Raw genomic sequence first — 18,865 nt, 5'->3', positions numbered from 1 at the left:
AACTGCGCGAGCAACGGGCAGCCAATATCGCGTCCGACGCCGTGGGTCGCGCGCAATGAGGCGCGCCATCGTCACGGTCGCCTTTGCGGCGCTGTCGCTATCGGCGTGCAACGCGCCTGCGGCAGAGCCTCGCACGATGCATTTCTTCCAGGAACACGATGCCGAGCGCGCCTCGGTCATCGGCAAGTGCACGACCGCGGAGCGCGAGTATCAGCCGGCAGAGGAGTGCGCCAACGCGCTTCGCGCGCAACGGCAGGTGAACATGGACCATGATGCGCGAACTGGTTCACGATAATGTCGGACGATACGACCTTCGGCGGCCACTTTTTCAGCGATTCCTACACGTTCTTCAATGGTCAGCTGAACGCGTTTCTCAACGAGCATTACCAAAGCGTCGTCGACGCCGTGAAGGGGCCGCTGACGGCAGCGCTGGTCATCTATATCGCGCTCTATGCGTTTCTCATCATGCGCGGTGTCGTGAGCGAGCCGCTGCAGGATTTCATCTGGCGGATGGCGAAGCTCTGCTTGCTGTTCGTCGCCGCCACGACGGTTGCCTACCAGGACTGGATCGTCGGGCCGATCTTCAATGCGGCTCCAAGCGCGCTGACGCAGGCGATCTCGGGAAAGGATTATAAGCAAGCTGGCGCGACCTTCGATCAGCTGGATGGCCGCGCGGCTGAGACCTATAAGGCGCTTCGCGACGACGCGAATGCTCAGCCGATCACCAACATCGGGGCCGCACTAGAAGACATCGCAGCCTCTTTGATGCTGGAGCTCGCTGCGGCGATTGCGTGCATCATCGGCTTCGCGCTCTCGGTCTTCGCGCTCGTCGGCTTGGCAATCACGATCGCGCTGGGCCCGATCTTCATTGCGCTCGCCCTGTTCGATTGGGGCAAAGGCATGTTCCAGGGCTGGCTCCGGCAAGCCTTTTCCTATGTCGTCCAACTCGCCGTTATCACCACGATGGCGGCGTTGATCATGTCGCTTGGAGATAGCGTCCTGAAGAGCAACACGGCGGTTGACCCGGTCAATCACGCGATCTTTCTCATCGTCTATTATCTGCTCGGCGCCTTCTTCTTTTTCCAGGCCCCCAGCATCGCGTCGGGAATCACAGGCGGGCAGGGTCTTTCCTCGGGGGAACTGGTTGCAGGCGCTGCCGGCGCCGCGTTGCTCGGGGGCCGCCGCGCTGCCTTCTTTGCCGGGAGTGCCGGCGCGAGCGTCGCGACAAGCGCTCGCGGCGCCGCACGGAATGCGCGGTGGGTGAGCAGCCGCTTCCGTCGCGGCAACAGCATTTCAGCATGAACGGAGTTCTTATGAAGCGATCTGTGCTGACAGGCTGTGTGTTGGCAGCATGGATGCTGCCACTCGCGGCGTGTGCGACGTCAAAGCTTCCTAAGCTGCCCGTCTGCGATGGGAAGCTGAAACACCGCCGCGCCGCAAATCCCTATGGCTCGGTGCTGCCGGGTGTGCCGGCATCGACGCCGGCACCAGGGTCGGATGATCGGCGGCCGGGCACGTTGCCGCCTCCACCACCGCCGCCAAAGACTTCGGCGCTCGCGCATCCTTCCTATTTCGCGAGTTGCTGACATGGCTGGCGAAGGAATCTTCTCGGCAGACCTGAAACGCTATTTTGCAGATTCGCGAAGCTGGGACGAACAGAAGCTGCGCGAGGCGAAGCGCTCCCGCAGGGTTGCATATGCGATCGGCGCGGTGGGCGCCGCGGTTGGGATCGTCGGTCTTGGTACGGTCGTCGCCCTGCTGCCACTCAAGCGGATCGAAGTCGTGACCGTGCGGGTCAACCAAAACACCGGCGCCGTTGACGTCCAGACGCAGCTCGCGGGCAAGAAGCCGGTCGCCTATGACGAGGCCGTCACCAAATACTTCCTTGCGAATTACGTTCGCGATCGGGAGAGCTGGAACCCTGCCGCGGCGAAAGAAAACTTTGATACCGTCGCGATTTTGTCGACGCCGATCGAGCAACGTCGCTGGAACACCTTCTTCTCCACCCGTAATCCGGCAAGTCCCAGGGTCCTCTGGGGCGATCACGCCTACGCCGACGCCAGGATCACCAGCATCAGCTTTATCAACACCCGCGTCGCCAACGTCCGCTTCACCCGCACAGTGCAGACAGACACGGCTGCTCAAGCCTCGGATTGGATCGCGACCGTGACGTTTGGCTATACCAACGCCCCGATGTCGGAGGGCGATCGTTTCCGTAATCCGCTCGGGTTTCAGGTCCACACGTATCGTTCCGACCCGGTGGTGATGCCGTGATGCGCCGGCTTTCCATCGTGCTGGCAACCGCCAGCTTGGCCGCAATGCCGGCGCTGGCATCGGAGACGCCACGCCCTGGCGCGGCCGACGCTCGCGTTCGGCAGGTCGATTACAGCCCATCGCAGGTCTACCGGATCGTGGGCGCTTTCCGCACTGCTACCGAGATCGTCTTCGCGAGCGACGAGACGATCGTCAACGCGGCGGTCGGCGACACCGTGTCGTGGGAAGTCCAGCCGCGTGGCTACATGATTTTCCTCAAACCGCGCGAGCGTGCTGGCCCTACAAACCTTATCGTGACAACCTCACGAGGAGGCGAGCTGCGCGACTATACGTTCGAGCTGGTTGCCCGGTCGGGCGGTATCGGTGATGGTACGGCGCAAACCTTCTTTCGAGTCCAGTTCCGCTACCCGGAAGACGAACGCTTGAAACGCGAACGCCTGAGGGTATTGCAGGCGGCGCTTCAACTTGGCGCGCTTCAGAAAGAAGCCGTCAAAACCGCGCTGGACACAGGTGTGGTCGAGGGGACGCGCAACCTGCACTATAGCGTCGAAGGCGCCTCTGACCTCCAGCCATCGGAGATCACCGACAACGGCCAATTTACGGTTATGCGCTTCCCGGCGAACCACGAAGTCCCGTCGATCTTCCTGGTTCGGGACGACGGTAGCGAGACGCTGGTCCCTTACGACGTCCGCGATGACTTCGTGGTCGTCCACCTCGTCGCCAAGCAGCTCCGGCTTCGCCGAAACGGCGAGGTGCTGTGCATCTTCAACGAAGCGCCACAACCGTACGGTGTGAATTACGGCTCCGACACTGCGTCGCCGCATGTCGACCGCACCATCAAGGAGGAGCCGAAGTGAGCAGCATTCCGCCTGTCGGCGAGGGCTCGGCCGAGATCACCGCCCCGATCGTGCGCGACCGAACGCCGGAGCGCGAGGAAGTCGAACGGACGATCACGCCGGTCGGCGGCGGCCGATTTGGCGGGAACCGAACAGGTGCGATCGTAGGCGTCGCCGCGGTCGTTGCAGCGCTGTTTTTCATCAACGTCGGCAGCGGAAAGCACGATTCAACGATCCGCACTGTGTCTATGACGCCCGACGCCAACGTACGTCCCGATCAGCACGCCGCGCAGACCCAGCAATTCGACGCAGGCGCCGGCCAACCCGGCGGACCGCCCAACCTCGCCGGCACGGCCACGGGACGAATGGCAACGATGCCAGACGGGACGGTCGTACCCGCGATCACGCCAGGCGCGGTTCCAGCGGGTAGCGAGCATGTGGCGGACGGCCACACTTCGGGAGAATCGCTCGCCGACAAGTCCCGCCGCGCACCGCTGCTCATCAGCGTTGGCGGAACCGGCGGGCAAGGAGGGCTTGAGGCATCCGCGCCACAGCCAAACGATGCGCCGGATGCGCGGCCTGCGACACAAGCGCCGGCAGGCGAGCTAGACCACCTCCGCCAAGTCTCAGCAATCGGCAGCTCACACGCCGCGATGCTGCCGAACCGCAATTATCTGGTGACGGCGGGCACCATGATCCCCTGCATCCTGCAGACCGCAATGAACTCGACACAGCCCGGCTACACGTCGTGCATCATCCCGCGTGATGTTTTTTCGGACAACGGTCGGGTTGTCCTGATGGAGAAGGGCACCAAGGTGCTCGGCCAATATCAGGGTGGGATCAGCCAGGGACAGAACCGCATCTTCGTCCTATGGACACGCGCGGTCACGCCGCGCGGCGTCGCGGTCGATCTCGCCTCGCCCGCATCAGACGCCCTCGGTCGTGCGGGCATGGCGGGCGCGGTCGATACGTTCTTTTGGGCACGGTTTGGCGCGGCGCTGATGCTTTCGCTGGTAGATGATGCATCGTCGGTCGCGTCGTCGCATTTCGCCGGACAGGGCACCAACACGACGCAAGTGCCCTCCAGTACCGCCAGCGTCGCTCTCCAGAACACGATCAATATCAAGCCGGTGCTGAAGAAGAACCAAGGCGAGGAAGTCGGTATCTTCGTCGCGCAGGATTTCAATTTCGCCGACGTGTACAGTCTCGAGCTACGCCGCTGATGTCACAGCGCCAGCTCCTCGAGCATCACCTGGCGCCAGTGCGAGCCTTGATGCAGCCTGTCGACGTGACGGAGTTGGTTATCAACCGCCCCTATGAGGCGGGTGTAGAACAAGGGGGCAGATGGACGTGGCACGACGTGCCAGAAATGTCGTTCGATTGGCTCATGACGCTCGCGCGCGCCGCAGCGGCTGCAACCAAACAGGATATCCGTTCGGATGCGCCGCTCGTATCGACGGTCCTGCCGACCGGCGAGCGCTGCCAATTCCTGATCCCGCCTGCGACGCTGGAGGGCATCGTCTCGGTAACAATACGCAAGCCGTCGGCCGTAACGCTCAGCCTCGACGACATGATCTCCGGCGGCATCTTTACCGACACTGCCATTGCTGGGCGCGCAATCGCAGCCGTCGACGAGCGCTTGATGGAACTTCTCCAGGCGAAAAACTGGCGGGCGTTTCTCGAACTCGCGGTCATCTCTCGAAAGAACATCCTGATCAGCGGCGCAACAGGGTCGGGCAAGACGACGATCTCAAAGGCGCTGATCCAGCTGATCCCCGATCAAGAGCGTCTCCTCACGATCGAGGATGCGCGCGAACTGACCGTTCCGCACCGCAACTGCGTGCACATGATCTATTCGAAGGATGATCAGGGCCAAGCCAAGATCGGGCCGAAGCAGCTGCTCGAGAGCGCGCTCAGGATGCGGCCCGACCGTATCCTCCTGCAGGAGCTCCGTGACGGGACGGCGTTCTTTTATCTCCGCAACGTCAATTCCGGCCACCCCGGCTCGATCACGACAGTCCACGCCAACTCGGCGGAAGGCGCCTTCGAGCAACTCACGCTGCTGGTAAAGGAATCCGAGGGCGGTCGCGATCTTGGTCGCGACGACATTCGCGGCATGCTCAAGAGCCTTATCGACGTCGTCCTGCAAGCCGAGAAAGTCGATGGGCGCTGGAAGGTGAAGGAGGTCTATTTTGATCCGTATACCGGGGAGAAGCCCGGTAGCTAAGGCCGCCGTGGTAGTCGCTGCCATCATTCCGATCGCCGCCATCTGGACGGCGCTCGCGGTGCTGATCGCGCTTAGCGGCCTGCATCAAATCACCATCCATACCAATTGGCAGGTGCTGCCGGAATGGCTCTGGTATTATCGGCACGCGCCCGTCCTGCACGGCTGGTTGCTGCGCGGATTCCTCTTCGGCGGGTTGATCGTTGCGTTGGGTTTCCTCCTGCTCGTCTGGGATCGACAGGGAAAATCGCAATATGGCGAGGCCCGGTTTGCCAACGAGCGCGAGATCGAGGCAGCGGGCTTGCGCGGCGGTAACGGCATCCTGCTCGGCAAACTCCGCGGGCGGTTCCTAACGACGGGGCCGGAGGCGCATGTCATGCTCGAAGCGCCGACTGGCTCTGGCAAGGGCGTCGGCATCGTCATTCCGAACCTGCTCAATTGGCCTGGGTCGATCGTCAATCTCGACATGAAGCGCGAGAATTTTGCCAAGACGGCTGGCTTTCGCGCGCATCATGGTCAGCGCGTGCATCTCTTCGATCCACTCGATCCCGATCGGGCGGCATCGCGCTATAATCCGCTGGCCTATATCGATCGCACTGACGACGTACTGGTCATTGACGAATTGCAGAAGATCGCAGGCATGCTGTTCCCGCTACCCGAGCGCGGGGAGGCATTCTGGGCGGAAGCGGCGCGGACCGCGTTCATTGGCGTTGGCGCCTATGTCGCCGCGACGCCGACTTTGCCGTTCACGATCGGGCAGCTTTACCGCGATATCACCGAAGGCGACCCGAAGACACGTCTTCCCGCGCTTGTCGAGGCGCGCGCGACGGCCGGGACGCCGCTTTCCGTGCAGTGCGTAACCGCCCTGACCGATTTTACCTCGGCGTCCGACAACACGTTTTCAGGGATCAAACAGACCGTCACCACCAAACTGGGCCTCTGGCTGAACCCGCACGTTGATGCCGCCACGTCTGCCAGCGACTTCGATCTCCGCCGCCTGCGGACTCAGCCTATGACGATCTATCTCGGTGCTTCGCCGAATAATATCGATCGCGTGGCACCGCTCTACAACCTCATTTTCCAGCAGCTCGTCGACCTTAACACCGACCCCACGATCGGCGAGTTCGATCCCGCCAGCCAGCACCGTGTGCTCGTGCTGCTCGACGAGTTCGCGCGGCTTGGGAAGGCACCGGTCATCGTGTCCGCGATCTCTTATGTTCGCAGCTTCGGTCTGAATTTTCTCATCGTCGTTCAGACCCGCGCGCAGCTTCGGCGCCTCAATGGCGACGATGGTGCCGAAGAACTCATCACCAATTGCGATGCGCAGGTCGTCTACACGCCGGGCAATCTCAAGGACGCAAAGGAAATTTCCGATCGCCTCGGCACGCACGGGCTGGCCGCCCGCTCGAAGAGTCGCGCCTTGGGCTGGTTCGCGCCGGCCAATAACAGCATCTCGGAATCGCAGCAATCGCGCGCACTGATGCTGCCGCAAGAGGTCGAGGTCATGCCCTTGACTGATGTGTTAATCTTCAAGCGTGGCATTCCCGCCGTCCGCGCAACCAAGATCCTCTACTACAAAATGGCGGAGTTCGCCGGCCGACTGCTTCCGCCGCCAAAGATCGTAGCTGCAGACGCCGACGTCCTACCGCCGGTCGCCTGGAACGACAAAGTCCCCGTCGTGGTCGGAGCACCGGCATTACCGGTGTCCGCACCGCAATTGAGTGAGGCACAGCTCGACGGGCTCGAAGAGTTGCCGGTCGATGCACTGCAATTCGATCCCGATCTTGATCCGTTTGCCGCAATCGAGCGCGGCGACGACCCGGAAGAGGCGACGCGGCGTTGGATGATGGCGAGCATCAACGGTGCCGACGACGGTCGGGTGATCGGATGATGGGAAAGGCCTGATGGCATCGACTAAACGCGAATATCTGACCGTCCCTTACGACCAGCGTCATACTGCCCGCGCGGCTGGCGCTCGCTGGGACGCGACCGCTAAGGCTTGGTATATCGGCGCGAGCGCCGATCGCGCGGCATTAGCATGCTGGCTTCCGGATGCGAGCGCACCTGAGCTCAAGCCTCGCGAGGAGTTCATGGAGGCCATGCAGGAGCACGGATTGCTCGTGACCGACGCCCATCCGATAGCAGACGGCAAGACGCACCGTGTGCCTGTTGAGGGCGACCACGGCGACGCTAGAGGCCGCTACTCACGCCCTTCGGGCCAATACGCCCTTCATCTCGACGGACACCCTGCCGGCTTTCTCAAGAACTTCCGCAAAGGGACCTATGTCGCTTGGAAGAGCCGCGGATTTCGCCTGCCCCCGGCCGAGATGCTGGCGCTGCGCGCAGAGGTTGCACAGCGAGAGCGGGAGCATGCCGCAGATCGACTGCGGGCGATCGAGGCTGCAGCGCTTCGCGTGCAACAGCAGACAGCGACGCTGAGGCCCGCAACATCGGTGACGGGCTACATGACGCTTAAGGGCATCAGCCCGACGATCGGCGCCCTGACGGATCGGGGTGGGATTACCACCTACCTCCCGGCGATCGACATCGAGGGCACGCAGTGGACCCTGCAGACGATCCGGCGCGACGGCTTCAAGCTGTTCGAGGAAGACAGTCGCAAGGAGGGGACTTTTCATATCGTTGGGGGCGACCTGGAGGCTCTGGAGCGTCTCCCCTTGCTTATCATGGCGGAAGGCTATGCCACGGCCGCCATCGTAGCTGAGGCAGCGCTACAGCCCATTGTTGCGGCCTTTGACGCGGGAAACCTCCTGCCGGTCGTGCAAACCCTTCACAGCCGTTTTCCTGACAAGCCGATCCTGATTGCGGGCGACGACGATCGTGGCGTTGAGCTGAAGGAAGGTCACAATCCCGGACGCGACAAAGCGACGGCCGCTGCGGCCGCTGTTCGAGGCCTCGCAATCTTCCCAGAGTTCGCGCCCGGCGAGGTCGATCGAGATCCTAAGGGCTTTACCGATTTTAACGATCTGGCGACGCGTAGCGTGCTCGGCCACGAAGCTGTCAAAGCGCAGATATGGGCGGGAATAAAGGCGCTTACGCGAAAAGATACGGCAGCGTCCGGCGCCGATGAAGGAGAGGATAAGATGCCCAATATCGAAAATTCCGAGATTTCTGTGCGAGCTGGCGAACAGCCAACAGATCGCGACCGCGAGATGAATGATGCTGCAGATCGCGCGTCGAACCGGATCGGGCTCGCCACTGGCAAATCTGTGTCCCTCCCTGCCGGGGAGGAGCCTGCCGTGAGGACGAAGACCGGCAGCGCACCACCGTCGCTCGACGCCGGCGACGTTCCTCCAGCGATAGCGGCACGATACCTCATCGAGACATCGCGTTGGACAGGGCGGCGCGATTACTTCGAAAGTAGTGGGGCCCCCGCTGCCGCCTTCCACGATCGCGGCGGAGCGCTTGTGTCGAAGAGCGACAGCCCAGCCGTGATCGCCGACATGGTGGCGATTGCACAACATCGTCGGTGGGAGACGCTGGAGGTAGCAGGGTCAGAGGCGTTCCGACGCGAAGCATGGTTTCGTGCCCGCGCTGCCGGGCTTGAAGTAAACGGGTATCGCCCGACCGAGCGGGATTTGCAGGACGTCTCGCGCCGAATGGGGCGGAGTGATGCTCCTAGAGACGCTCGCCCGGCAACTCGGCCAGCGGAACGCGCGGCTCCACGCGAAACCGATCCAGCGCCGCGCGAATATCTGTCCGTTCCGTTTGCTGATCGGGAGGCCGCCAAGCAGGCCGGCGCCAAATGGGATCGAGAAGCCAAGTGTTGGTATGTCGAAGGTACCGACACGTCCGCGGTTCGGCGCTGGGTGCCAAGCGAAAAACAAGCCCGCACAGAAAAGACGATTGCTGCCGATCCGAATGCGCGCGCGCAGCTTCGTGCGATCGAAGCGGTCGTTGGCGTCACCCTCGCGGACAATCCGGAAGCGCAGCGTAGGGTGCTTGAGGCAGGGCGTGAAACGCTTGCCGAGCGCGTCTCACACGATAAACCGATCAGGTCGCCTCAGCTCCAGCCTAGCGACAGAGTTCCGGCTACATCGGAGCCTCGAACGCCTTCTGCCCCTATCAATGAGCCAGCATTGCCACAGCGCCGCCCGCCAGAAAGAACACGAGGTCGATGAAGCGCTTATCCTTGATACTGGCGCTTACCGTTGTCGTGTTCGCCCACGCGACGCTCGCGTCAGCGAGATTGCCTCAGGGAGCTGGCCAAGCGCAGTACGGTCGGTCTTTCTCCTGCCCGGTCATCCGCGTGCATGACGGAGACACTTTCACGTGTGCCAGCGGCGTACGCATCCGTCTCAAGGCAATCGATGCGCCTGAGATCGGCCCATGTCGCGGTCACGGTGGTCGCTGCATCTCTGGGGACGGCTACGCGTCTCGGGATGCGCTCCGCGGTCTGGCCCTTGGTCAAACCGCGCTTTGCCGTCCCTCGGGGCGCTCCTACGATCGGGTTGTAGCGTCGTGTTCGGTAGGCGGGGTAGACCTATCCTGTGCGCAATTGCGGTCGGGCCAGGCTGCCGAGCGTTATGGTCACCTGACGTGCCGCTGATGGGCAACAAGAAGCTTCGAAAGTTTGTTTGAACAAACTTTCGTGGTAAGGATCAAGCTATGAACGAGATGACCCGCCTAGCACCGGCCGATGCCTCCGACCTCTGGCCGGTAATCGAGAAGGGCCTCGCCCGCGATGGCGAGTTTGCCGTGCGCGACCATCTCGCTGCCGGTTTCCCGGTCTATTACAGCGAGTCCGACACCCCAGCGGGCCTCGTCGTGAAAGAATATCCCGACGGTCGGCGTGAGCTGGTCCGTCACAACCGTAATGCGGATGAAGTCATTCGGTCGCTTTGACGCCACGTCCACAGCTTTGGGTTTTCGCAGGCCCAAACGGCGCCGGCAAATCGACCCTCGCGGATCGCTTCGTGCGCGGCCGCATTCCGATCGTAAACCCCGACAATATCGCGCGGGAGCTGCCGCGCACAGCGGACGGCGGGCTCGCCGAGCTGGCCGCGGGCAAGCTCGCGCTTAAAGAACGCGATGCGCGGCTTCGCGCCCGCGAAACCTTCGCTTTCGAGACGACCTTGTCGGGCGGCACCGAGCTAAAGGCAATGCGGGACGCCACGGCGGCGGGCTACAAGGTTAACCTTGTCTACGTCGGCGTATCCGATCCCGCGATTTCGATGGCGCGTGTGTCAGAACGTGTGCGCCGGGGCGGGCATGATGTCGATGATCGCGCTGTCGCCCGGCGCTACGCCGCCAGCTTGCGTCAGCTCCCTGAAGCGATGGCGCTCGCCGATCGGACTTTTGTGTTCGACAATGGCGGACGCCGCCATCGCCTCCTTCTAGTCCGCGACGACGAGCGAGTGCGCCTCGCCAGCGCGCTGCCGCAATGGGCGCGCAGCGCGATTCCGTCCGAACTTCGTCGCGATCCGCTGGAAGCGGAGCGCGCTGACAGGCAGATGGCCATGATCGAAAAGGTCGCGAGCAGGACCCTTGCCGGATTGCCGGACGCGAGAAAGCGCGTTGTCGACGAGGGCAGCGCCACCCTTCAAGAGCGACTAGACCAGGGCAAGCCGATCAACCCCACAAGCCCGTCCGATCGAAACCCCACAGCCCCCTCTCGAGCGCCGTTCAAACCCAAAAAGGATCGGAAGCGGTAGTCTAGAAATGCGCTCGCGCGCGGATGCTCAAGGAAAATACCTGTTGGAAAACTACCGCTCAGTTTTGAGCTTGAACAAGCCTAATAAGCGACCCGTCCGGGTCGATTAAAGCCCCAATGATGCCGCCCCATGGCTCCCTTTTCGGGCGATGCACTCGCGGCCAGCCCTTTATGGCTTCCGGCACGCCCGCCGAAGATACCGCGTCGAAGAACGCGCCAACGTCGTCCATCCTGAAACAGCAGCTAAACGAACTTTGAGCGGGATCGAGATCTGGAAACGGGAAGAACTCCAGCATGAGATCGCCACGTTTGAGGATCATCCAGCCGACGTCTCTCCAAGTCTGCTCAAATCCAAACTGCCCGTAAAAGCGGGCGGCATCTTCGAAGTCCCTTGAGGGTAGGTTCGGTGTGGCTAGGTCGGGCATCTCTGCGGCTCCACGTTTGATCCACATAGGGTAGATCAAGTGCGCTGAACGTCGGCAAGGGGGCGATTTCTCTCTATCCGCTTTCCCGCCCGATAGCCGCGGTTCGCTTTATCCACGCAGCCGTTTCACCAGCGCAATCCAAGCCTCTTCCGACCTCGGCCATCGCTGGCTGGAAGGTCCATATGGTGTGTGGAATGTGACACTACACCGCTCGGGCCGGGCGAAGCACCTGCTGCATCTAAGATGGCCTCTGACCGTCGCGAGGTTGCAGTCCCATCGGTGGACGATGAACCATCGGTAAAGCGGTTCTCCGGCAATAATAGATTCATTGTTGCATCGAAAATGACATCGCGCGTGGATATTGGCCTTTCGAGCGACGACATCACCGAGTGAATGAAATCGGACATTGGCTCCCACGTCACAGCGAAAGGTCGAGCTGGTCGGGATGCGCCGACGCGCGGTGATCTGCGATCTTGTCGATCATCGACTGCACGATAAATTCCGCCGCGCTAAATCGCATTCGTTTATCTGGGGCCGATAAGCCTACGCGAACCCAGCCGGGAAGCGTTAAAAGGGTTGCAGCAAGGTCGTCTGGCGTGACGACCGGTTCGGGTTGATGAGCGAAGCGGGCCATACCGATAATAGAACAAAAGCAGAACGTTCTCGCAAGCCGATTCGCGATGAATCGATTAAAGGGAATGCCCGGCGGTAGGCGATTCACACCACTGAGCTACAACGCTCGAGATAATTTACCTCTCCCGATCCTTTTCGATGTGGCCGGGAGACGATCGTGATGCGCGATCCCTCCCATCCGGACCTGCAGGGCTCTCAGATAAGTGCCGTCCCCTGTCGGCGTTGACGAGGGCCTGTGCTTCCTCGCGATCTCGCACCAATGGTCGGGGCATTGCCGCCACGAACGCCCGCGTCTGACGTGCAAGCGTCCGATCCTCGGGAGCACTGCTCTGCTCCAAAAGTTCGGCCGCCTTCGCGTAGCCTCGGCGGACCTCGGCCTGGCGGACCACGGTCTGCACCTCCCACGGACGCGGCGCGGGTGGATTCTCCTGTGCCATTGCGACAGCGGCGGCTCGACCGCCTTGGACAACCTGGGGAAGCGGGCTGTCGGCAGAGCCGCGTTCGCGTGTCTTCCTGACGCTGGTCCGCTCGGCCTTCTGAACAATCCCACGCGCGCGACGGGGCGTGGCCTCGGCATCGATGCCGCGCGCCCGCAATTCGCGTGCGAACGATTCTCGCCACATCGCTAAATCCGCTTTGCGGGGATTGAAACGCATGCCCCCCTCTCCCCGGGCAGCGATCGTCAGATGCACATGCGGATGATCAGCATCGAGGTGAAGCGCCATCGCGTGCGGAAATGGCTCAAGCTCGACGCGAGCAAACGCGCGGACCGACTGATAGACTCCGTCTGGATTCGTACCGGGTGGCATCGAGAACACCATTGATACCGAGGTCAGCGGCTCGCGACGCCGCGAAACCGCTTCCTCGTCCTCGGTCCATTCACGAGCAAGTTCACGAAGCTCTGTGACATTCTCGATGGTTCGGCCATCGCTCGTCTCAACGTCGAGCTTGCCGTGCCGCCCGATATATTCGAGATGTGCAGCGGTATGCGCGCCACCACGTTGGCGACCCGATACCTTCACCATGACCTCCGGCGCGAAGCGCGTAATCCGCTCGAGCCGCTGCTTGGCCGCAGCGCTCCTCGCCGTGGCGTCGGGTTTGGCCCGGTTGGCTGCACGTTGCGCTGTCGACACCATCGCGGCAGCGACAGCGGCTCCCCCTTTGTCCTTGCGGCCTTTTCCCGCAGCAGGCCGCCAGATTTCATCGAGAAAGCTGAGATCCGGACCGCTCATCACTCAGCTCGCCAATAAGCAAGGTCGCCTTTGATCGCCGCGCCGATCGCGGCGACCTGAGCGTCGATCTCGGCCCGCATTGCTTCGACGCGCGCGGCTTCGCGCGCGAGGTCGAGGCGGCTTTCCTGCATGTTCGCAGAATGGAGCGCATGCACCGCCTGGTTCACGTTGCGCCCGATCGCGCGCAGTTCGCGACGGATATCCACGAGCGTTTGGCGTGCCTCGATTGGGGGCGGCGCGGCACGTAGACGCGACCTTACGACGGCGGCGACCCAGTCGGTGCGCTTCACGCCCCGCTCCGCCGCGCTATCGTCGAGCTGGGCCAGCTCGTCATCATCGAGGCGTAACTCAATCCGATGCTTTCCGCGCGAGCGCATGGTGGGCGGCGCACTCGGCTCTTCTCCGCCTCCCCCGCTGACGCGCTCGATCAAGGTTCGAAGCGCGTGCGAGCGGCCACCCGCTCTAGCAGCGACCGCGTCAAAGCGGGCAGCCAACTCATCCGACAAACGAAGCGTGAAGAGCGCCATAAGCATCTGTGTAATACAAAACCGGCTGTAAGCCTATCCTGCCATCATACCACACGAAGAAGATCAGTTTGTTCGAACAAACTTTTGCCTGGAGCTAAACGGCCGCCGGGCGGATCGCGCTGAGGCTGATCGTCTCCGGCGCCTCCTCGCCCTCGAACAACACGTTGACGGTGTCGGCGAGCACAAGACGTCCTCGTCGGCCATCTACGACAACCATGATCGCCAACGGCTCCTCACGCCCCCCCGCTGTCGGCGGGGGGGTTGCTGCCTTTTGCGACCGCTTGCGCCCGGCTACAGCATTCTCATTTGCCGGCGGCGTCTCCGGAGTTTGTTCAGACAAACTTTCCGGTGCAATCGGCAGCTCGGGCTCCGTCTGAACCTTCGGCTCGTTCAACAATCCCCTGGCTTCGGCGGTCGTGATAGGATCTTCACCGCGTTGGGTAATGAACGATTCAACCCGCTCCTTGTCTGTCTTCCAAGCCTGGTGCAGCTCATAGACGGTCCGGATCGCCAGCCGGTCTGCCAAATCGCCGATCAGCGGCGGCATCGAGGCAACCGCTGCATACATCGAGATCATCGGCTTGGGGCGACCAAGCTTCTTCGCGATATCGGCTTGTTTCCAACCGGCCTTGACCAATTTGGCAACCGCTCCCGCAAGCTCTCCGGCGGTAAGATCGACACGCTGGTCGTTCTCGACGACCTGCTGGACAAGGTCGTCGGGTTCCTCGCCACCTTCCGACACAATCGCGGGGATCGTTTCCTTGCCTGCCAAAGCTGACGCGCGAAAGCGTCGGTCGCCAAACCGGATGATATAGCGCTGCTCGCCTTCGACCTGCCGAACGATGATCGGCTGAAGCACCCCGTGCGCTTTGATCGACTCTGCCATTTCGGAGAGTTCGGCATCAGAGAAAGAGCGGCGCGGGTTGTTCGGATCGCTGGCGATGCGGTCTAACGGCAATTCGACGACCTGCTTCGACGTACTCTGCGTGTCGAGCGATAGCGAAAGGGAGTCGATCAAATTTTCAAAGCGCGAGGCCATCATGCGGTCTCCTTCTCGGCTGCTGCAACGACACGCTTGCGCACCTCGCCCAATATCTTGCGCATTTCCGCTGCGGCCACGGTCGCGCCGGAGGATTTGATCGCCCATACGGGTTTGCGGTCACTCATCGCCTGCTCATAGCCGTCCCGCGCGGTGATGACGCCGGGAAACATCATCTTCGTGCCGATCTTGCTGACGAGCGCCTCCAAATTCGTCCGCTCTCGCGGCGAGTGACTGTTGAACCGCGAAGCGACGAGGCCAAGGAAATTGATCTTGCGGCCTCCCCTACCCTTTTCCTGCACAGCAAGGATCGACTGGAGAAGCTGGCCGACCCCTTCGATAGCAAAGTCCTTGAGTTCGATCGGTGACAGCAGGAAATCGCAAACTGCCATCGCTGCAAAATTGCGCGCTCCCCAGTTCGGGGGGGTGTCGATCACGCAATAGTCGAAATGCGGGTTCAGGGTGGCGAAATGCCTGAGCATGACCGGTACCTGGGCAAGCTCGATGATGTGCAGGCGCGTATCCCGCGACAGCACCGTAATGCCCGGCTCCCCTTCGATCGCAATCGACGCATTGGCTTCGAACAGGTCTGCGGCAGGATACGCCTGGCGCTCTGCCGAGAGTACCGACGAGCCATTCCCCTGCCCGTCCAGATCGACGAACAGCACACGTGCGTCGCTTTCGGCGAGGAACCAAGCAAGATGGACGGCCAGCATCGTCTTGCCGACGCCGCCTTTCTGATTGTTGATGACTATCGTCTGCATGTTCGTCTCCGCGCGCGAAAAGGCGCTAGGTCCAGTCTTCGGATGCTAATCCGCGTACGCGTTCGAACTCGCGAAGGTTGCCCGTCACGATGGCAAGCCCCCTGCTGCGTGCATGACCTGCAATCAGCAGATCGTAGCTGCCGATAACCTCCCCTGCCCGCTCAAGCTCGGCTTTAATCTCACCCGCATGCGCTGCCGCGTGATCATCGAACGGAAGGACGTCCAACCGCGACGCGAAATCCTCGACTGCTCGGCGATTGTCGATTGGACGCGCCGACTTTGCCGCCCCGTGTAACAACTCCATGAGGACGATTGTCGAAATTGCCAAGCCCTCTGCCTCATCGTTGAAGCGGAGCTTTAGGGCAGGCGGTTTGTCGCGAAGAACCCGAATGCAAAGGTTCGTATCGAGCATGAAACGCAGGCTCACGAACGCGTCTCAGCAACGCTCATAGCGACTCGCGGTCCTGAGCGGCGGGCTGATCCCGTTCACCCAGATCAACGCCGGGTGCGTCGAAAAAATCGTCCCAAAGTTCGTTGGCAGGCGAAATCATGCGGCTGCGACCGACACGACGGATTGAAACATCGCGGACCTCAGGGGGAAAGTCGACGCCTTTGGGCAGGCGAACGGCTTGCATCCGATTCGTCTCGAAAACCTTGGTCGTCGCGATAGGTTTGTTTGCCATATACCCAGTGTATATGGCACCGCGCGGGATGCAAGAGCGGAGCAAAGTTTGTTTAAACAAACTTTGCTCCAGAACCAAAAAGGCGTCGCCGCCCGGCAGGGCGACGACGCGACATTTCAGCCTATCACAGGATGGAAGCCGCCACCTTCTGGTGGCGGCTTCACCCGATTATTCAGCGGCAATCACGTCTATCGCATCATCATTGTCAGCGTGCGGAACGCTAGAAGGCAGCGCCTCTGTCTCACTCAGGGCAGCCTTTCCAAGAGGTGTAACAAGCGCGGCGGGAAGCCACCCAGAACCGGCGATGCGATCATTGCAGGCGGCGGCAAGCTCAGGCTTCTTCAACTTCCCGCAATTCTCCGCAGCGGCCACCCCACACGCCTCGGTTAGTGCTTCCAGCGCGGTCTTGCGCGTCAAGCGGTCGTAAAACTCGATACCGCCCTCCCAATGTTGACGCATGTCGAGTGCCACGGCCCGTGCAATACGGTCCGCCGACCGCAACCGCTCAGCTTCCGCGAACTTGCCGTGGGTCGCGTCGATCAGGGCTCCGGTGCAAGCCGCTAGCAACTGGTCCACATCCCGTGCGTCGAGCGACAATACCCACCCCAAACGCTCGTCGGGCTGGCTTGGCATGGCCTCGATCAGATCCGCCACATGCTCGAACGGCGAACCGATCTCGCGCGTCGAAACGTCGAAGCTCGAAACCGGCGACTGGACGCTGCCGCCACGAAGCTGGACCGCATGGGGGGAGGGAATGCCGCCACCAAGTGCGATCGGCAACAGGGCGTCGAGCAGGATCGCAAAGGCAACGCTCTGATTGGCGGCGACCTCGGATTGGAGCGCGGATGTGCGAACCCGCGACAAATCCTCAACCATGCGCGCGTCGTAGAGCGGGCGGGGGAGGGGGGTGCCTTTCTCGTCCCGCGTCACGGCACGTGGAGCCTTGCGGCTGTAGTAGGTTCGATTGACCGCGCCTTGATGATCGATGGTGAGCAGGACAAGGCCGCCTGCCTTCACCGCGTCGGAAAACGACCGCTCGACCGTGCCGATGCCGTCGATCGCTTCGTCCAGCGTGACAACCTCGTCGTCATACTCGGCATCCTCGCCGATCGCCGCGACCAGCGCATCCCGCTTGGTCCGAAACTCCGCCAGCTTGACCTCATCCTCGGACGAAAGGGTGCGCCGCTCGGCATCCGGGTAAAGCCGATGCCATTTGTAGCTGTCGTACGGGGTGGTTTCGCAAGGGAGCACCTCGCCCCAACCCTCGGCCTCGGCCTCCGCCGCCAATAGGTCCAGCTTTTCATCGGCAAGGCGCTGAACGAGCTGCGGGTCATCCGCATAGCCCTCGCCCTCTTTGGCGAACAGGTCGCCGGTCAGGGCGCCACCCGCTGCCTGATACGCGTCCATCCCGACGAACCGGAACAGCCGGTGGTTGGTGGTCACCTTGGCCTCGGTCAATAGGCTGCGGACCTCATGCGCCGACCGCGCTCGCCGCAATACCCTCTCCTGCCGTTTGTGGTCGTCGGTGAGCGTGAACGCCTGTGCCGTGGGTAGGTCGATCTTGTCCGAAGCCAGCGCATTGATGACCTTGGGACTGACCGACGCAAGCGCCAGCATCTTGCGGACCTCGCGCGGTTCATAGCCGTAGCGGTGCGCGATAGCAGCGTCGTCATGGCCGTCTGACGCTAGTGACGCAAAAGCGCGGATAGCATCGGCCGGGTGCATGGCGACCCGTTGCGCGTTTTCGGCATAGCTGACGCCGACCGCGTCTTCGCCACCCCGAACCTCGCACGGAATTTCGACGTCTTGCTCCCACGTTCCGGCCCGAACCAATTGAACGATGGCCCGGCGACGACGCTCTCCGGCGATGACCTCGAACTTGCCGTCGTCTCGCGGAGCAACGGTGAGGTTCTGGATTAGACCGTCGGCGGCAAGGCTCATTGCCAATGTCGTAACATCGGCCTTTACCTTGCGCGCGTTCCGGGGGGAGGCAACGAGCTTGGACCACAGGATATGCTGAATGTTCATCTGACTTTTCCTTCTCAATCGACCGCAGGGCGATGGCCCCGCCATCAACCCTGCCTTCGTGGCGAACAGCCGGGGGCGAGGGGGGCAGCGAGAATCTGACGGGGTGGTGCGGGCGCACCGAGCGCATGCGAGGGAGCCTCGGCCCGGCTGATTGTCGTTGCTGGGGAGAGGGGGCGGCGCGCCTCTTTCCCCGACCAGAACAAAACGTTCGCCGGTAGTGCCGGCGTCCTTGTCAGGCGTCAGCCTGTGCGCGAGCGATCGTCACCCGCATGGGACGAGACGCCGAAGGTGGCTCGGTCGGAGCAAAGCGGAGATAGAGCGCGGCCCGCCGTGGCGCGCCAACGACTGGTCGATGATCCACCTGGTTCGGGTTGGGACCCCGGCGCCCATTGCTTAGGTCGTCATACAGGTTGGTCGTATCTACCTCGGATTCCGAGAGATCGAAGCGCATCAGGAGGGTGAATGGATATCGAGCGCTTCTCCCGGTTGAGCGAACGTCAGCGCGATTATCTCCGGCAGGTTTTCCAGC

The 18,865-nt window shown here is 62.1% G+C and carries 19 protein-coding genes; 10 read left to right on the top strand and 9 right to left on the bottom strand.

All coding sequences use genetic code 11. From position 1 onward, the window contains the following. From RH90_RS21230 to RH90_RS21185, 10 genes are all read left to right on the top strand, one after another. Nucleotides 1-295: EexN family lipoprotein (locus RH90_RS21230; protein WP_232280471.1), on the top strand; the 295-nt coding region annotated here is incomplete at its 5' end. Then, nucleotides 295-1,302: a type IV secretion system protein gene (locus RH90_RS21225; protein ID WP_010188970.1), complete on the top strand. Its 1,008-nt coding sequence runs from the start codon at nt 295-297 to the stop codon at nt 1,300-1,302. The genes RH90_RS21230 and RH90_RS21225, both read left to right, overlap by 1 nt. 285 nt (nt 1,303-1,587) lie before the next feature. Then, entirely contained in the window at nt 1,588-2,274 is a 687-nt protein-coding gene (locus tag RH90_RS21220) for a virB8 family protein (RefSeq protein ID WP_010188965.1), read from the top strand. Beyond that, nucleotides 2,274-3,131 carry a P-type conjugative transfer protein VirB9 gene (gene virB9 / locus RH90_RS21215; RefSeq protein WP_010188964.1) on the top strand — a complete coding sequence of 286 codons (858 nt, stop codon included), beginning with the start codon at nt 2,274-2,276 and terminating at the stop codon, nt 3,129-3,131. Before RH90_RS21220 ends, virB9 begins: the two co-directional genes overlap by 1 nt. Then, the gene (gene virB10 / locus RH90_RS21210; RefSeq protein WP_010188963.1) at nt 3,128-4,333 is read left to right on the top strand and encodes a type IV secretion system protein VirB10; all 1,206 of its coding nucleotides are present in this window, start codon (nt 3,128-3,130) and stop codon (nt 4,331-4,333) included. The genes virB9 and virB10 overlap by 4 nt, the downstream gene beginning before the upstream one ends. Next, nucleotides 4,333-5,337: a P-type DNA transfer ATPase VirB11 gene (gene virB11 / locus RH90_RS21205; protein WP_029625577.1), complete on the top strand. Its 1,005-nt coding sequence runs from the start codon at nt 4,333-4,335 to the stop codon at nt 5,335-5,337. Before virB10 ends, virB11 begins: the two co-directional genes overlap by 1 nt. Continuing rightward, complete coding sequence (locus RH90_RS21200) at nt 5,303-7,225, top strand: type IV secretory system conjugative DNA transfer family protein (protein ID WP_157134809.1); 1,923 nt, start codon at nt 5,303-5,305, stop codon at nt 7,223-7,225. Before virB11 ends, RH90_RS21200 begins: the two co-directional genes overlap by 35 nt. A 13-nt stretch (nt 7,226-7,238) precedes the next feature. Beyond that, nucleotides 7,239-9,473, top strand: a complete 2,235-nt coding sequence (locus tag RH90_RS22335; RefSeq protein ID WP_010188957.1) for a DUF5710 domain-containing protein — start codon at nt 7,239-7,241, stop codon at nt 9,471-9,473. A gap of 487 nt (nt 9,474-9,960) precedes the next feature. Then, nucleotides 9,961-10,197 (top strand): hypothetical protein, encoded by a 237-nt coding sequence (locus tag RH90_RS21190; protein ID WP_010188956.1) that lies wholly within the window; start codon nt 9,961-9,963, stop codon nt 10,195-10,197. Then, the gene (locus RH90_RS21185; RefSeq protein WP_010188955.1) at nt 10,194-11,006 is read left to right on the top strand and encodes an AAA family ATPase; all 813 of its coding nucleotides are present in this window, start codon (nt 10,194-10,196) and stop codon (nt 11,004-11,006) included. The genes RH90_RS21190 and RH90_RS21185 overlap by 4 nt, the downstream gene beginning before the upstream one ends. A 58-nt stretch (nt 11,007-11,064) precedes the next feature. Here RH90_RS21185 and RH90_RS21180 read toward each other — a convergent pair whose 3' ends face one another. The 9 genes from RH90_RS21180 to RH90_RS21145 form a co-directional block, all read right to left on the bottom strand. Next, nucleotides 11,065-11,430: a bleomycin resistance protein gene (locus RH90_RS21180; protein WP_010188954.1), complete on the bottom strand. Its 366-nt coding sequence runs from the start codon at nt 11,428-11,430 to the stop codon at nt 11,065-11,067. A 418-nt stretch (nt 11,431-11,848) separates the two neighbouring features. After that, the gene (locus tag RH90_RS23780; RefSeq protein ID WP_232280470.1) at nt 11,849-12,151 is read right to left on the bottom strand and encodes a DUF6771 family protein; all 303 of its coding nucleotides are present in this window, start codon (nt 12,149-12,151) and stop codon (nt 11,849-11,851) included. Between the two features lie 28 nt (nt 12,152-12,179). Continuing rightward, nucleotides 12,180-13,295, bottom strand: coding sequence for a relaxase/mobilization nuclease domain-containing protein (locus RH90_RS21175; protein ID WP_010188953.1), 1,116 nt, complete (start codon nt 13,293-13,295; stop codon nt 12,180-12,182). After that, nucleotides 13,295-13,822 carry a plasmid mobilization relaxosome protein MobC gene (locus RH90_RS21170; protein WP_029625576.1) on the bottom strand — a complete coding sequence of 176 codons (528 nt, stop codon included), beginning with the start codon at nt 13,820-13,822 and terminating at the stop codon, nt 13,295-13,297. Before RH90_RS21170 ends, RH90_RS21175 begins: the two co-directional genes overlap by 1 nt. A gap of 94 nt (nt 13,823-13,916) precedes the next feature. Then, entirely contained in the window at nt 13,917-14,864 is a 948-nt protein-coding gene (locus RH90_RS22330; protein ID WP_051124920.1) for a ParB/RepB/Spo0J family partition protein, read from the bottom strand. Next, on the bottom strand, nt 14,861-15,625 hold the full coding sequence (locus RH90_RS21160; protein ID WP_010188950.1) for a ParA family protein: 765 nt from the start codon (nt 15,623-15,625) through the stop codon (nt 14,861-14,863). The genes RH90_RS22330 and RH90_RS21160 overlap by 4 nt, the downstream gene beginning before the upstream one ends. Before the next feature lie 25 nt (nt 15,626-15,650). Next, a complete protein-coding gene (gene vapC / locus RH90_RS21155) occupies nt 15,651-16,052 on the bottom strand; it encodes a type II toxin-antitoxin system tRNA(fMet)-specific endonuclease VapC (protein WP_029625575.1) in 402 nt (133 codons plus the stop codon). A gap of 19 nt (nt 16,053-16,071) precedes the next feature. Further along, nucleotides 16,072-16,308 (bottom strand): type II toxin-antitoxin system VapB family antitoxin, encoded by a 237-nt coding sequence (vapB, locus tag RH90_RS21150; protein ID WP_010188947.1) that lies wholly within the window; start codon nt 16,306-16,308, stop codon nt 16,072-16,074. Nucleotides 16,309-16,476: 168 nt separating this feature from the next. Beyond that, nucleotides 16,477-18,336: a ParB/RepB/Spo0J family partition protein gene (locus tag RH90_RS21145; protein ID WP_010188946.1), complete on the bottom strand. Its 1,860-nt coding sequence runs from the start codon at nt 18,334-18,336 to the stop codon at nt 16,477-16,479. Nucleotides 18,337-18,865: the final 529 nt, after the last annotated feature.

Origin of the sequence: Sphingomonas sp. PAMC 26605 (assembly GCF_000241485.1) — a bacterium.
In the GTDB taxonomy this organism is placed as follows: domain Bacteria; phylum Pseudomonadota; class Alphaproteobacteria; order Sphingomonadales; family Sphingomonadaceae; genus Sphingomonas.
Note: the sequence above shows the minus strand (reverse complement) of the source record. Positions and strands in the feature narration are given on the sequence as shown.

Bases quoted from the DNA above. Each gene is read 5' to 3' on its own strand.
- RH90_RS21225 (WP_010188970.1), top strand. From the start codon at position 295: ATGTCGGACGATACGACCTTCGGCGGCCACTTTTTCAGCGATTCCTAC.
- RH90_RS21220 (WP_010188965.1), top strand. From the start codon at position 1,588: ATGGCTGGCGAAGGAATCTTCTCGGCAGACCTGAAACGCTATTTTGCA.
- virB9 (WP_010188964.1), top strand. From the start codon at position 2,274: ATGCGCCGGCTTTCCATCGTGCTGGCAACCGCCAGCTTGGCCGCAATG.
- virB11 (WP_029625577.1), top strand. From the start codon at position 4,333: ATGTCACAGCGCCAGCTCCTCGAGCATCACCTGGCGCCAGTGCGAGCC.
- RH90_RS22335 (WP_010188957.1), top strand. From the start codon at position 7,239: ATGGCATCGACTAAACGCGAATATCTGACCGTCCCTTACGACCAGCGT.
- RH90_RS21190 (WP_010188956.1), top strand. From the start codon at position 9,961: ATGAACGAGATGACCCGCCTAGCACCGGCCGATGCCTCCGACCTCTGG.
- RH90_RS21180 (WP_010188954.1), bottom strand. From the start codon at position 11,430: ATGCCCGACCTAGCCACACCGAACCTACCCTCAAGGGACTTCGAAGAT.
- RH90_RS21175 (WP_010188953.1), bottom strand. From the start codon at position 13,295: ATGAGCGGTCCGGATCTCAGCTTTCTCGATGAAATCTGGCGGCCTGCT.
- RH90_RS21170 (WP_029625576.1), bottom strand. From the start codon at position 13,822: ATGGCGCTCTTCACGCTTCGTTTGTCGGATGAGTTGGCTGCCCGCTTT.
- RH90_RS22330 (WP_051124920.1), bottom strand. From the start codon at position 14,864: ATGATGGCCTCGCGCTTTGAAAATTTGATCGACTCCCTTTCGCTATCG.
- RH90_RS21160 (WP_010188950.1), bottom strand. From the start codon at position 15,625: ATGCAGACGATAGTCATCAACAATCAGAAAGGCGGCGTCGGCAAGACG.
- vapB (WP_010188947.1), bottom strand. From the start codon at position 16,308: ATGGCAAACAAACCTATCGCGACGACCAAGGTTTTCGAGACGAATCGG.
- RH90_RS21145 (WP_010188946.1), bottom strand. From the start codon at position 18,336: ATGAACATTCAGCATATCCTGTGGTCCAAGCTCGTTGCCTCCCCCCGG.